This is a genomic window from Flavobacterium sp. (genome assembly GCF_035299245.1).
Taxonomy (GTDB): domain Bacteria; phylum Bacteroidota; class Bacteroidia; order Flavobacteriales; family Flavobacteriaceae; genus Flavobacterium.
Genome location: NZ_DATGWY010000016.1, coordinates 213,501 through 228,425, shown reverse-complemented (window position 1 = coordinate 228,425; position 14,925 = coordinate 213,501). Strand labels below are relative to the sequence as shown.

Below are 14,925 nucleotides of genomic sequence, written 5' to 3'. Positions count from 1 at the left end.
TTTGTTTACTATTTGGAAAACCGCCATAAAACGTTAATTTTACTACGTTTACAAAAGTAACTATTTTTCAAGGTTTCTGGCAAAACCAAAGCTTATTTTGGAAGAAAAAAAATCAAATACCCGTTTTAAAAAGATACGAAAAATAGTCTTTCGCACTCTCATAGTGCTGATACTGTTATTGTTGCTTATAGGGTTTTTATTGTCGCTTCCTGTCGTACAAACTAAAATAGCACATTATCTTACAGAACAACTCAACAAAGATTTTGGTACCAATATCAACGTAGAACGTGTAGAAATTTCCATTTTTGGTGGTGTTCATCTGAAAAATGTATTGGTTTTGGATGAAAAAAAAGATACTTTAATTTCCTCAAGTCGAATTAAAACCAGTGTAAAAGACGTCAATCAACTGTTGGATGGGAATTTAATTTTCGGACCGATTAAAGCGGACAATCTGCGACTCAAAGTAATAACATATAAAGGTCAGAAAGACACCAATCTCGATAAATTTGTAGCTGCTTTTGATAACGGAAAGAAATCGTCAGGTAAATTTTTGATGACTTCCAAAGAAATTACATTGGTAGACAGCCGTTTTACCTTACTTGATTACAATAGGAAAGTGCCGTTAGATGTTGATTTTACAAAGTTGAATGCTGTAGTGTCTGACTTCAAAATTAAAGGTCCGGATGTGACCACTTCCATCGATAAAATGTCGTTCAGAGACCACCGCGGATTGGAAGTTGAAAACCTAAAATCCAAATTCACCTACACCAAAAAGAACATTCGTTTGGAAGAATTGGATCTAAAAACTAAAGAATCTGAATTCAAAGGAGATATTATTTTAAAATACAATCGTAAAGATTTTGCCGATTTCAACAACAAAGTGATTTTTGATATAAATACCGAAAAAGCTTCTATTGCTACCAACGATATTCGCTACTTCTATAAAGAAATAGGGAAGAATCAGCAGTTTGCACTGAGTGGTAAAATTGATGGAACGCTTAACGATTTAACAGCAAAAAACCTCGTTCTTAAAGACAATAAAAACACTCAAATTATTGGGGATGTTAATTTTAGAAACCTGTTTCAAAAAGAAGGAAAAGGCGGGTTTTATATGAACGGTTCTTTTGATAAAGTGTCTTCTAATTATACTGATTTAACTACTTTATTGCCTAATGTTCTTGGGAAAAAACTGCCCACTTCATTAAAGAAATTAGGTCAGTTCAATTTAAAAGGCGATGCCGAGATTACTACCACTTCAATTGACACTGATTTTGAATTAACTACTCAATTGGGTAATGTAAAATCAAAAATGATTATGACCAACATCGATAACATTGACAATGCCAAATACATTGGAAATGTTCAGTTGGATCGATTCAATTTGGGTAGTTTCATGAACAGTAATGATTTCGGAATTGTAACTCTTGATATCGATGTAGACGGAAAAGGATTTACCGAAAAATACATTGATACTAAGATGTCGGGTACAATTTCTAGTTTTACTTACAATGGCTATACCTATAAAAACATCATTGCTGATGGGAAATTCAAGAAACCAATTTTTGAAGGAAAAGTCAATGTAAATGATCCCAATTTATTTTTAGATTTTGATGGTAAAGTCGATTTAAGTAAGCGCGAAAACATTTATGATTTTAACGCCAAAGTCGATTATGCCAATCTGAAAAATCTCAATTTCATCAACAACAAAATTTCAGTTTTTAGAGGCGATGTTCAGATGAATGTTTCAGGAAGTTCCATTAATAACCTAAAAGGCGATGTAATCATATCGAATGCTTCTTATCAAAATGAAAAAGACATTTATTTCTTTGATAATGTAACGGTTAATTCACAATTTGATCAATTCAATGAACGTACTATCAGTTTGTATTCGCCTAATGAAATTCGCGGTCAAATAGTAGGTAAATACGATTTCAATCAGCTGGCCAAAATCGTTCAAAACTCACTCGGAAGTTTATACACCAATTACAAGCCCAATAAAATAGGCAAAGGTCAATACATTAAATTCAATTTTTCTGAATTCAACAAAATCGTAGAAATCTTCCGCCCGGATATAGTTTTATCGCCCGATGCGGTTTTGAGTGGAAGTATAGTAGGTGATAATAACGATTTCAAACTCAAATTTGCTTCCGATTCGATTGCGGCTTTCAATACCCAATTCGATAAAATTATAGTTGATATTGACAATAAAAATCCGCTTTACAATGCCTACGTTCAGATGGACAGCATCAAAACGAAAAATTACAAAATTCGTGATTTCTCTTTAATTAATGTTACTTCGAATGATACGCTTCACTTTAGAACGGAGTTCAAAGGCGGACGATTGGGCAACGATTTCTACAACCTGAACTTGTATCATACCATAGACAAAAGCAAAAATAACATAGTCGGATTTAAAAATTCGGAAATGATGTTTAAAGATTATTTGTGGAATGTAAATGCAACAAATAATGAGAAAAATCGAATTATTTTTGATAAAACGCTTTCCAATTTTACTTTTGATGATATAGTTGTTTCACACGAGAATCAATCGATGTTGCTCAGTGGAATGCTCAAAGGGGAAGATGATAAAGACATCAACCTCGTCTTTAATGATGTCGATTTAAATAAAATTACTCCCGATGTAAATAAATTTAATTTCCAAGGATTTGTCGATGGAGAAGTAAATATTAAGCAGGTCAATTCCGTCTATAAACCAACATCCAATCTTCGCATCAATCAATTGGAAGTAAACGACAATTTACTCGGCGACATGATTTTGAATATTGAAGGCGATGAGAATTTCAGAAAGTTTTTAATCAATTCAACAATCGAAAACGAAAATTTTGAATCCTTTAGTGCTATTGGAAATCTTCAAATCGTTAATGAAGAAGCTTTGCTTGATGTAGTTTTGAATTTCCGTAAATTTAATTTAGGTGTTTTGAGTAATTTAGGTGGCGACGTGTTTAGAAACATTAGAGGTTCGGTTTCAGGAAGCGCTCGTTTGGATGGAAATGTAAACAATATTGATTACAACGGACGTTTGTTTTTGGAAAAAACCGGACTTACAATCCCGTATCTAAACGTCGATTTACAACTCGAAGACAATTCAATTGTAGACGTAACCCAAAGTAAATTCATTATTCAACGAACTTCTATTTTCGATACCAAATTCAACTCAAAAGGATTCATCAACGGATTTGTAAAGCACAAACAATTTGGTGAATGGGAATTGGACATCAATATTGATTCCAACCGATTATTGGCATTGAATACTCAAGATAGTGAAGATGCAGCGTATTACGGAACTGCTTATATCAATGGTAATGCAAAAGTGTATGGTCCGACAGATGGTTTGGTAATTGATGTTGTTGCCAAATCAGAAAAAGGAACCGACATCAAAATTCCTATCAACGATGCCAGTGCAATCGACGAAAAAGAATACATTCATTTTATCACTGAAGACGAAAAATACAATCGTGTTGTAAGCGAAGAAGCCAGAGGCAGAAATTACAAAGGTTTGGAATTGAATTTTGAATTTGATATTACTCCCGATGCTAATATTGAAGTAATTCTGGATAGAGCATCAGGACACGGAATGAAAGGAAGCGGAAGAGGTGGACTTTTATTCAGAATCAACACTTTAGGAAAGTTTTTAATGTATGGTGACTTTGTAGTTGAAAAAGGAACCTATAATTTTAAATACGGTGGTTTATTTGATAAGAATTTTACTGTAAAAAAGAACGGCTACATTGCTTGGGAAGGCGATCCGTATCGCGCTAATTTAGATTTACAAGCAGTATATGAAACTCAGGCTAATCCCGCTGTTTTAATCAATAATTCCTCGCTGAATAAAAAAGTTCCAGTAGAAGTTACGATTGATTTAAAAGGTACAATTAATAGTCCGGAGCCTGATTTTATTATCAGTTTTCCGACTGTAACAAGTACACTTAAGTCAGAAATACAAACCGTTTTAGATGACCCATCAACACGTCAAACTCAGGCTTTAGCTCTTTTATCAACGGGTTCATTTATCACAGCAGAAAATGCTAGTAACGCTGCTTATGGTTCGTTGTACGAAACTGCAGGAAATATGCTAAGTCAACTTTTTGGGAATAGTGGAGACAAATTTCAATTGGGATTTGGATACAATCAAGCCGACCGAACTCCAGGTCGGGAAACCGATGGTAGAGTAGTAGCCAATATTTCTACTAAAATTAACGAGCGAATTACCATAAATGGAGTAGTAGGTGTTCCTGTAGGCGGAATCAACGAATCGGCTGTTGTGGGTAATTTTGAGCTTTTATACCGTGTAAACGAAGACGGAACTCTTAATCTTCGTGTATTCAACCGTGAAAACGACATTAACTATATCGGACAAGGTATCGGTTATACTCAAGGGCTTGGATTGAATTATGAAGTAGACTTCAATACATTTAAAGAATTAGTCAATAAAATTTTCACCAAACATCAAATTGAAGTGGAAAAAAAAACTGAAGATGTTGACGATTCAAACTTCTTTCCTGACCACATCGAAATGAATGGAGATGATTCTGAAGAACAAAAAAAGAAAGAAGAAAATAAACACAACAAAGAAGCCATTCCTCAAGAAGAATAATTCTTAAAATGCATATTTTTTCACATTGCACTTCCCATTTTAAAAACTTATCAACGAAAACGTTTGAATTTCGATTTTTTTAATAATATACTAAATATCACCTATTTTATATCGCGATTGTTTGCTAATTTTACATAAAATTGTAAAAAAAATGTCAAAAACAATAAAAAAAATAGGTGTACTTACTTCGGGTGGAGATTCTCCTGGAATGAATGCAGCCATTCGCTCTGTTGTTCGAACGTGTGCTTTCCACAATATTGAATGTGTTGGGATTTACAGAGGTTACCAAGGAATGATAGAAGGTGATTTTAAAGAAATGGGTCCACGTTCTGTAAATAACATTATCAATAAAGGCGGAACCATTTTAAAATCGGCTCGTTCAAAAGAATTCATGACCAAAGAAGGTCGTGAAAAAGCCCACAATCATTTAGTAAAAGCAGGCATTGATGCTTTAGTTGTAATTGGCGGAGACGGAACGTTTACTGGAGCTGAAATTTTCAATGAAGAATTTGCTTTTCCAGTAATGGGAATTCCAGGAACAATTGATAACGACATCTTCGGAACCAGTCACACTCTCGGTTATGATACGGCTTTGAATACTGTAGTAGAATGCATCGATAAAATCCGCGACACGGCCAGTTCCCACAATCGACTGTTTTTAGTAGAAGTGATGGGAAGAGATGCAGGCCATATTGCACTTAATGCCGGAATTGGAGCTGGAGCAGAAGAAATTCTAATTCCAGAAGAAGATCTAGGTTTAGAGCGCTTACTAGATTCATTGCGAAAAAGTAAAGCATCAGGAAAATCATCAAGTATCGTGGTCATTGCTGAAGGCGATAAAATCGGTAAAAACGTATTTGAACTCAAAGATTACATCGAAGAAAATTTCCCAGAATACGACATCAGAGTTTCGGTTCTTGGTCACATGCAACGCGGTGGTTCACCATCATGTTATGACCGAGTTTTAGCCAGTCGATTGGGAGTAAAAGCGGTAGAATCTCTATTGGAAGGCAAGTCTAATTTCATGGTTGGAATGCTCAACGATAAAGTGGCATTAACTCCATTAGAACAAGCCATCAAAGGCCATTCTGAAATCGACAGAGAGTTGCTTCGTGTTTCAGACATCATGACAACATAAATCATAAATAATAAAATAACACTATTAATATTCGCTTAAAGCATAAAGCTTAAAGCATAAAGCTTAAAAAAATGTCAAAAGTAAAATTAGGAATTAACGGATTTGGAAGAATAGGTAGAATCGTTTTCAGAGAAACCTATAACAGAGATAATGTAGAAGTTGTAGCCATCAACGATTTATTAGACGTTGAACATTTGGCTTACTTATTGAAATACGACTCAGTTCACGGTCGTTTCAACGGAAAAGTAGAAGTGAAAGAAGGTAAATTATACGTAAACGATAAATTCATCAGAGTTACTGCTGAAAAAGATCCTAAACTAATCAAATGGGACGATAAAGATGTAGATGTTGATGTAGTTGCCGAATGTACAGGTATTTTCACCACTTTAGAAACTGCCCAAGCACACCTTGATGGTGGTGCCAAAAAAGTAGTTATTTCAGCTCCTTCTGCAGACGCTCCAATGTTTGTAATGGGTGTAAATCATACCGAAGCAAAAGCAACTGATACTATCGTTTCAAATGCTTCATGTACCACCAATTGTTTGGCTCCATTAGCAAAAGTAATCAATGATAATTTCGGAATTGTAGAAGGTTTGATGACAACAGTACACGCTACAACTGCTACTCAATTAACTGCTGATGGTCCATCACGAAAAGATTGGAGAGGCGGACGCGCTGCTAGTGTAAACATTATTCCATCATCTACTGGTGCAGCCAAAGCAGTTGGAAAAGTAATTCCATCGTTAAATGGTAAACTAACAGGAATGTCATTCCGCGTGCCAACCGTAGACGTTTCAGTAGTTGATTTAACAGTAAAAGTAGCCAAAGAAACTTCATACGATGAAATCATGGCAGTTCTTAAAAAAGCTTCTGAAAACGAAATGAAAGGAATTTTAGGATTTACAGAAGACGACGTAGTATCTCAAGATTTCGTTGGCGATTCTAGAACTTCAGTAATTGATGCAAAAGCTGGAATTGGTTTGAATTCAACGTTCTTCAAACTAGTTTCATGGTACGATAACGAGTACGGGTACTCAAGCAAATTAATCGATTTATCAGTTCACGTTGCTGGTTTAAAATAATTCATACATTTACAAATCCTGTTCGCAATTATGTGGATAGGATTTGTTATTTTTAGAAGCTTTTTCCCGCTATCGCCTTTATCTTTTTATTGCTTATCATCTTGTGTGCAACGGAAAGGCTTTTCTCAAAGCAATAAAAAGGATATCGGCTTCTATCGGGGCTAGGGCAACAACAAACTAAACAAACCAACCAAACACTAAAATAATAATGAAGTTACTCGTAGACAGCGGTTCAACCAAAGCCGATTGGATTGCAATAGACGAAAACGGCAAAGTTCTTTTTACCACTCAAACACTTGGTTTAAATCCCGAAGTGTTAGATAAAGAAGAAATTATTGCTCGTTTAGATGATAAATTTGACATCTCGCACAACAAAGACAAAGCATCACACTTATTCTTTTACGGCGCAGGTTGCGGAACCGATCGCATGAAAGATTTTTTAACTACTGTTTTTAAAGAATATTTTTCAAATGCTGCTGTTTCAGTTCATGAAGACACCTATGCTGCGGTTTATGCAACCACTCCAAAAGACGAACAAGCCATTGTTTGTATTCTTGGAACAGGTTCTAATTGCAGCTATTTTGACGGAAAAATTCTGCATCAAAAAGTGCAATCATTAGGCTACATTGCCATGGATGATTGTTCTGGAAATCGTTTTGGGCGCCATTTATTACGCGGTTATTACTTCAACAAAATGCCAAAAGAAATGGCACGCGAATTCGAAGAAGAATACAATGTTGATGCCGATTACATCAAACATAATTTATACAAAGAACCCAATCCAAATGCTTATTTAGCAACGTTTGCTAAGTTTTTAATCAAACACAAAGATGCACCTTTCTGTAAAGAAATCATCAAAGCAGAAATGAAAGACTTTGTTGAAAATTACATCATGCAATTTGAAAATTGTCACGATGTATTAGTTCATTTTGTTGGCTCAATAGCTTTCTATTTAAAAGACGAATTAGAAGAAGTTTTAGAACAATACGACATAAAAGTGGGTAATGTACTACGCCGACCAATTGACGGTTTAATTGCTTACCATATTTTAAATAAATAAATTTATCCTAACAGGTTTTCCAAAACCTGTTAGGTATTCAAATAATTAATCAACCAAACGAAATTCAAAACTTGTTTGGTTTTTTTATTACTTACATTTGTAAAAAAAATCAATGGAAATCGCCATCATAGCACACGACGGAAAAAAAGCCGACATGGTTCAGTTTTTAAACAAAAACAAAGCCATTCTTCAAAAAGAAAACATCAAAATTATTGCTACCGGAACCACAGGAAGTAAAGCAGAATTGGCAGGGTTTAAAGTCAAAAAAATGCTTTCAGGACCACAAGGTGGTGATGCTCAAATTGCAGCACGCGTAGCCGAAGGCAAAACTAAAATGGTGTTGTTTTTTAAGGATCCCAATTCAAGTCACCCACACGAACCCGACATCAGTATGCTCATCCGCATTTGCGACGTTCACAACATTCCGTTGGCTACGAATGAAGCCACTGCTCAATTGTTGTTGTTAGGTTTAGATGAGATAAAATAAAAGACCGCAACTAAAACAATTACTTCACCGCTACCATCGAAATTTCAACATTAACACCTTTAGGTAAACCGGCAACTTGTACTGTTTCTCTAGCGGGTGCATTCGATTCGTCAAAATAACTGGCGTAAACCGAATTAATTCGGGCAAAATCGCCCATATCCATAATGAAAATAGTTGTTTTTACTACATTTTCAAAAGTCATGTCAGCTGATTCTAAAACCGCTTTCATGTTTTCCATTACTTGTTGGGTTTCGGTTTCGATGTTGTCAAGAATCAATTCCATCGTTTCTGGATTCAAAGCAATTTGTCCCGAAGTATACAAAGTGTTTCCAATTAAAACGGCTTGGCTGTAAGGTCCAATTGGCGCTGGGGCTTTATCAGTGTAAATTATTTTTTTCATATTAAATTGAATCTGATGCTATTATTTTAATTATCTCAAAGTTCTATCCGGAACCGAACGTTTGTCCCATTTGATATCGCTCAACACACTCGATTTGATTCCGATAAAAAATCCCCAATATGTATATTGTCCAAACGGAACCCAATTGAAATTCATGGTCCAGCTCAATAAATCACGATCCATGCGGATTTGGGTTTGACTCACTCCTTTATTGACAAAATCATAACCTGAAGAAACTCCCATTTTCCATTTTGGTGTCAGCTGTGAATTCACCGAAAGCATCAAACTGCTACTTGAGATTTTATTTCCAAAATCGTTGTTAGCATAGGTGATAGTAAATGCCATGGTCACATCCCAAGGAATGTCCGATTTAAATAGTTCGGCTGGAGCTTCCGTTTCTTCTTCATTTTCTTCGCCTGGTTGATTGTTGATTTTATCACTAAAATCCTCATTCACACCAAATAAGTCATCTTCTCGACCTCCATTTCGCAAACCTTGCGTGTTTTTCTTTTCTTTTTTCTTACCAAATGCGCTACTTGCCAAAGCATAATTCATCGATAAATTGGCACCCGAAACCGCAAATGCTTTTCTCACAAAACGAGCATTAGTTGTGCTGTTGGTTCTCTCAAATTCATAAGGATCGATTGTTCCACCAAAATTCACCGACATTTTTTGGTCAAAAAAGGCCGTTCCACCATTAAACGAAATGGTACTCCATTGTTTGGTTTTAAAATCATAACTCGAACCCAAATTCAAGCGCAATAATTGAATTTTTTTAGGTTCAGTTTTAGTTGAATCCTTGTCCGTTACTTTGGCTTCAAATAAATTCCCTAATGAAAATCCAACGCTATTGGCATCAACTAAATTAGGAGCGCCATAAATTCCGGTATCAAATCGGGTATAATTCCGGTATTCACTTTGAGTATTCGGCCCAGTAAAACGGCCGTAGGTTCTTGAAGCTTCGTACTGCTCTAGATATTGATCAAATTTTGGTGTGTAACCGTGCGAAACCGAAGGAGTAATAGTATGTCGGATCACTTTTACTTTTTTATCTTCACCAAAAGTATACATTCCGTACAAAGTGGTGGATATTCCGTTAGAAAAAGAATACGTTCTAAACGAATCAAATCCATTTACGCGATCATCAACTATTTTATCCGTTTCAAAATCAGTACGTCTTTTGATGGTTTGCAAATACCAAACTTCTTTGTAATTAATGGCTGTATTGACATTGAAATGCTTGAAAATCTTAAAATTGGTACTCAACGGTATATTGTGTTGAAATCCTGTTGTTCCATCCTTAAACATCTGTGATTTAAAGAACAATGAATCACTCGTGTTGTAAGAGTTACTTCCTGTTAAGTCGTAACGGACATTGATATTTTGGATGAAACCTTTTTTGGGTTTAGTATCACTGGCAAAAGGAAAAACACGATCAACATTTAAAGTCAAAGTAGGCAATGTCATTGAAATCTTCTCTGTGTTTGTGTTTTGCGAATGAGTGGCAGCAAGGGCAAGATTGACTTGCGGAACTGTATTGAACGTTTTGCTATAAGATATCGAAGAGTTTAAAGAGTTGTTCAGATTTGATCCTACGTTTACTTGGTTCAAAGATTGTCGGAAATACTTGCTACTTCCTAAGTTTACTGAAGCCGTAAAACGTGAGTTTGGATTTGATTTTGCGTCTTTAGAATGCGACCATTGAATATTATAAATTGTACCTTTTGAATAGTTAGGAAAACCGCGTTCGCCATCAATTAAATTCTCATACCTGAAGTTAAAATTCCCGTTGAATTTATAGCGCTTAGCGTATTGACTTTCAAATCGTAAGGCGTAACTTCCATTAGTATAATAGTCACCTAAAACTGCTAAATCATAGTTATCACTTAATGCAAAATAATAACCTCCGTTTTGCAAAGCATAACCGCGTTGTTCGGTGTAAGTGTAATTCGGAATTAATATTCCCGAACGCGCTTCTTCTGTCATAGGGAAAAAGGCAAATGGCAATGCTAATGGAGTGGGAACGTTGTAAATCCACATATTAGTAAATCCAACTACAATTTTCTTTTTGGGAACAAATTTTACTTTATTCGTCAAAAAATAATATTCAGGATCATCTAAGTCTTTTGCAGTGGTAAAACGAGCACCTTTCATAAAATAAACAGAGTCGTTTTCCTTTTTGGTTATTGCTGCATTGACATTAAATTCGCCTTGATTGGTTTTTGAATTCCAAACCAATGCTTTTTTTGTAACTGTATTGAATCGAATTGAATCGGGTTCAATGACGTTACTACCTTGTTTAAAAACCGGATATTGATAGTATTTTCCTGTTGAGTCTTTCAAGCGACCGGCATAGACTTCATTCTTTTTATAGTCAAAAACAATTTTACCTGCTTTTAACTCGTAGTCTAGATAATACAATTCGGCACCATCAGATAAAGTCAGAAGCTTGTTTTTTTGATCAAATTTTGCGTAGTCTTTGGCTTTGTATTTTACTTTACCTTCTAAATAACCTTTTCCTTTTTTTAGAGAATCCACCTTAATAGAATCAATAATTGTAGTTGAAACTACAGCGCCATTTTCATCTTTTTTTGAATTATCTGTTTGATTTTTAGAAGGAATGGGTTTTGAATTTTTTGGTAATTCTTGAGCGCTGATTTTCCCAGAACTAATTGTTAGGAAAATTGCTGATAAAACGATATAAAATAAGTTTGTACGCAAAGGTTTAAATACTATTTTTGTAAAAATATGGCTTGATTTTTGACTTACCAAAACTAAATCTAAATTCAGGCCAAAAATAAGTAAATAATACTTTTATAAGTAATACGTTTTAATTAAAATTAACTTTTGCAAATGAAATTCAATTCTAAGAACCCGCTTTTGAGCATTATTGTGATGCTAGTTCTTTGTAATTCAGTTTTTTCGCAAAAAAACCACACGTTTACAATCATTTTAGATGCAGGTCACGGTGGAAAAGATCCTGGAAATTCCTATCACGGCTATAAAGAAAAAGAAATAGCACTTAAAACGACTTTAAAAGTGGGTAAATACCTTGAAAAAGACAAAGATTTTAAGATTATTTATACTCGAACAAGTGATGTTTTTATCGAATTAGCCAATAGACCTAAAGTGGCAAACAAAGCCAATGCTAACTTGTTTGTATCGATTCATTGTAATTCGGTTAAGAATTTTGGTCCATCAGGAACTGAAACATTTGTGATGGGTTTAAGTCGAGCAGATATGAATCTGGAAGTGGCAAAAAATGAAAACTCGGTGATTCTTTTAGAAGATAATTACAAAGAAAAATACCAAGGGTTTGACCCAAAGAAGCCTGAATCACTCATTGGTTTAACCATGATGCAGGAAGAAAATTTAAACAGTAGTATCAATTTGGCTACCAAAATACAAGATAATTTTACCTCCAATTTGAAGCGAAACTCAAGAGGAGTAAAGCAACAACCTTTATGGGTTTTAGATGCGGCCTATATGCCAAGTGTATTGATTGAATTAGGATTTTTATCCAATAAAGAAGAAGGTGCTTTCCTGAATTCTGATGCTGGTCAGGAAAAAATGGCCAAACAGATAGCCGATGCCATTATTAATTACAAGAATGAATATTTTGGAGATGGTTTAAATACCTCTAATACGAACCAAAGAGAAGATATAAAAGACATTAAAGAAGAGATTAAAGAGCTTTCTAATCCCAAAAACAATTCGAATGAATCAGTTTATAAAGTGCAACTTTCTGCTAGTTCAAAGAAATTAAAGTTAACGCCAAGTAATTTCAAAGGCTTAAAAAATATTTCCAGCACGTATACTAATAAAATGTATAAATACATGTACGGTGAAACTACTGATATTGAAGAAGCTCGAAAACTGCAAAAAGAAGCGAGAAGAAAAGGTTTTGCAGATGCTTTTGTTGTTGTAATTAAAGATGGAAGATGCGAAAGAGTAAGTGATGTGGTTGTAAATAATAACTAACTTTGTGAATTATTTTGAAATTAATGAATAACTATAGAAACACATTTTATCTACTTTCAATTGTATTTTTGATGGTAGGTAATTCTGTTTTGGCACAAACGGGTCAAAAATTCAAAGTCACTTTAGATGCGGGTCACGGTGATCATGATTTTGGGGCTGTATATCATGGCCATATTGAAAAAAATATTGCTTTGGCAGTTGTTTTAAAAGTGGGCAAAATATTAGAGAAAAATCCAAATATTGAGGTAGTTTATACCCGAAAAACAGATGTTTTTATTGATTTGGTAGAAAGAGCTAACATCGCCAATAGAGCCGATGCCAATATTTTTGTATCCATTCACTGTAATGCTAACAAAAATACTGTAGCCGATGGCTCAGAAACTTATGTTATGGGTTTGACCAAAAATGCATCCAATTTAGAAGCGGCAAAGAAAGAAAACTCAGTAATTACTCTAGAGAAAGATTACAAAGAAAAATACGAAGGTTACGATCCAAATTCGCCTGAAACATTAATCGGTATGACCTTGATGCAAGAAGAATACCTTGAAAACAGTATTGCGTTAGCTGGAAAAGTTCAAGATAATTTCCGTAATCTTTTGAACCAAAAAGATCGTGGTGTAAAACAAGCGCCGTTCATGGTATTGCACAAAGCCTACATGCCTAGAGTATTAATCGAAATGGGATTCATCTCCAACCCAACTGAAGGTGAACGTTTGGATTCTGAATTAGGTCAAGAAGAAGTAGCGCTTTGTATCGCAAATGCTATCATCAATTATAAAAAAGAGTTCTTTGGGGAAGAACCTAACGAACCTATTATGGAAATTCCTAATGTTCGAAAAATTGAACGTGTTATCCCAACACCAAAAGTGCAAGATACTGCTGTAATCGCTGTCGACACTCCAAAAGAAATAATTGATGCAACTGCAATTGTATACAAGGTACAACTTTCAGCTAGTGCCAAAAAATTAGACTTGGTTCCATCAAATTTTAAAGGTTTGAGTGATGTTTCAAGCACTTTTGAGAATAATTTTTACAAATACACTTATGGCGAAACCAACGATTATGAAGTAGCCAAAAAGAAATTGACAGAAGCTAAAAACAAGGGATTTGCTACTGCATTCATTATTGCATTTAAAGACGGAAAAAGCATTAATATCAAAGACGTTATTAAATAATACACTATTTTTATAAAAAATTATCATTTTGAAACTATCAAGAGAAATAAAAACCGCCATTCTAGTAATTTCTGCAATTCTGTTGTTCATTTGGGGATATAGTTTTCTAAAAGGCCGCGATTTGTTTACTAATTACAAGACGCTTTATGTTGAATATGCTAATGTAGAAGGTTTGACAATGTCAGCACCAGTTACTATCAATGGATTAGCTGTCGGAAAAGTAAATAAAATCGGTCTGAACAATGAAACGGGAAAAATCAAAGTGGAACTGCAAATCAACTCCGATTTTCCAATCAGAGTAACAAGTATAGCCGAAATTTATGCTCCAAGTCCGATTGGTGGTAAACAAATTGCTATTATTCCTTCTAATGCAGGTAAAATGGCGGAAGAAGGTGATTTTCTGGTTTCTTCCAGTAAATTGGGTTTGACCGATGAATTGGCGAAACAAATCGAACCACTTAAAGATAAAATTGAAAAGTTATTGGATAATGCTAACGTAATGTTAGTCAATATCAACGAGGTTTTGGATGCCAAATCGAAACAAAATTTGCGCAACAGTTTGGCTACTTTAGATCAAACGATGACTGAATTCCACACCGCTTCAAAACAACTCAATACTATTTTAGCAGATAATAAATCCAAAATGAGTAATACCTTTACTAATTTGGATAAAACGGTAGCTAATTTCAATAAAATTTCATCAGATATTGATCAAGCCAAATTGGGTGAAGTCGTTCAAAACATGCAAACTACACTCAATAAGGTAAACGGAATTATGGGTAGCATCGAGTCGGGAAAAGGAACTATGGGTAAGTTGGTCAAAGACGAAGCACTGTACACCAACATGACCAAAACATCAAAAGAATTAGAATTACTATTACAAGATTTACGTCTGTATCCAACACGTTACGTCAACGTTTCATTGTTTGGAAAGAAAAACAAACCGTACGTCGCACCACCAACAACTGATACTATAAAATAGCATTG

The 14,925-nt window shown here is 34.7% G+C and carries 10 protein-coding genes; 8 read left to right on the top strand and 2 right to left on the bottom strand.

Translation table 11 applies throughout. The features are described 5' to 3' along the window. Positions 1-163: 163 nt before the first annotated feature. From VK161_RS12330 to VK161_RS12310, 5 genes are all read left to right on the top strand, one after another. Positions 164-4,615 carry a translocation/assembly module TamB domain-containing protein gene (locus VK161_RS12330; protein ID WP_324215086.1) on the top strand — a complete coding sequence of 1,484 codons (4,452 nt, stop codon included), beginning with the start codon at positions 164-166 and terminating at the stop codon, positions 4,613-4,615. Positions 4,616-4,766: 151 nt separating this feature from the next. After that, the gene (gene pfkA / locus VK161_RS12325; RefSeq protein ID WP_324215085.1) at positions 4,767-5,753 is read left to right on the top strand and encodes a 6-phosphofructokinase; all 987 of its coding nucleotides are present in this window, start codon (positions 4,767-4,769) and stop codon (positions 5,751-5,753) included. 71 nt (positions 5,754-5,824) lie between these two features. Beyond that, positions 5,825-6,835 carry a type I glyceraldehyde-3-phosphate dehydrogenase gene (gene gap, locus VK161_RS12320; RefSeq protein WP_324215084.1) on the top strand — a complete coding sequence of 337 codons (1,011 nt, stop codon included), beginning with the start codon at positions 5,825-5,827 and terminating at the stop codon, positions 6,833-6,835. A 208-nt stretch (positions 6,836-7,043) separates the two neighbouring features. After that, a complete protein-coding gene (locus VK161_RS12315) occupies positions 7,044-7,895 on the top strand; it encodes an N-acetylglucosamine kinase (RefSeq protein WP_324215083.1) in 852 nt (283 codons plus the stop codon). Between the two features lie 112 nt (positions 7,896-8,007). After that, entirely contained in the window at positions 8,008-8,382 is a 375-nt protein-coding gene (locus VK161_RS12310) for a methylglyoxal synthase (protein ID WP_324215082.1), read from the top strand. A 19-nt stretch (positions 8,383-8,401) separates the two neighbouring features. Here VK161_RS12310 and VK161_RS12305 read toward each other — a convergent pair whose 3' ends face one another. Both VK161_RS12305 and VK161_RS12300 read right to left on the bottom strand, forming a co-directional pair. Next, the gene (locus VK161_RS12305) at positions 8,402-8,782 is read right to left on the bottom strand and encodes a RidA family protein (protein WP_324215081.1); all 381 of its coding nucleotides are present in this window, start codon (positions 8,780-8,782) and stop codon (positions 8,402-8,404) included. Between the two features lie 30 nt (positions 8,783-8,812). Next, entirely contained in the window at positions 8,813-11,503 is a 2,691-nt protein-coding gene (locus VK161_RS12300) for a putative LPS assembly protein LptD (protein WP_324215080.1), read from the bottom strand. A gap of 132 nt (positions 11,504-11,635) precedes the next feature. Between VK161_RS12300 and VK161_RS12295 the strand changes: the two genes are divergently transcribed. From VK161_RS12295 to VK161_RS12285, 3 genes are read left to right on the top strand one after another with little or no spacing between them, the layout of a single operon-like run. Next, a complete protein-coding gene (locus VK161_RS12295) occupies positions 11,636-12,763 on the top strand; it encodes an N-acetylmuramoyl-L-alanine amidase (protein WP_324215079.1) in 1,128 nt (375 codons plus the stop codon). Positions 12,764-12,786: 23 nt separating this feature from the next. After that, positions 12,787-13,938, top strand: a complete 1,152-nt coding sequence (locus tag VK161_RS12290; protein WP_324215078.1) for an N-acetylmuramoyl-L-alanine amidase — start codon at positions 12,787-12,789, stop codon at positions 13,936-13,938. A 28-nt stretch (positions 13,939-13,966) separates the two neighbouring features. Beyond that, positions 13,967-14,920 carry an MlaD family protein gene (locus VK161_RS12285; RefSeq protein WP_324215077.1) on the top strand — a complete coding sequence of 318 codons (954 nt, stop codon included), beginning with the start codon at positions 13,967-13,969 and terminating at the stop codon, positions 14,918-14,920. Positions 14,921-14,925 lie beyond the last annotated feature (5 nt).

Excerpts from the sequence above, each read along its gene's own strand:
- pfkA (WP_324215085.1), top strand. The coding sequence starts at position 4,767 with ATGTCAAAAACAATAAAAAAAATAGGTGTACTTACTTCGGGTGGAGAT.
- gap (WP_324215084.1), top strand. The coding sequence starts at position 5,825 with ATGTCAAAAGTAAAATTAGGAATTAACGGATTTGGAAGAATAGGTAGA.
- VK161_RS12315 (WP_324215083.1), top strand. The coding sequence starts at position 7,044 with ATGAAGTTACTCGTAGACAGCGGTTCAACCAAAGCCGATTGGATTGCA.
- VK161_RS12310 (WP_324215082.1), top strand. The coding sequence starts at position 8,008 with ATGGAAATCGCCATCATAGCACACGACGGAAAAAAAGCCGACATGGTT.
- VK161_RS12305 (WP_324215081.1), bottom strand. The coding sequence starts at position 8,782 with ATGAAAAAAATAATTTACACTGATAAAGCCCCAGCGCCAATTGGACCT.
- VK161_RS12295 (WP_324215079.1), top strand. The coding sequence starts at position 11,636 with ATGAAATTCAATTCTAAGAACCCGCTTTTGAGCATTATTGTGATGCTA.
- VK161_RS12290 (WP_324215078.1), top strand. The coding sequence starts at position 12,787 with ATGAATAACTATAGAAACACATTTTATCTACTTTCAATTGTATTTTTG.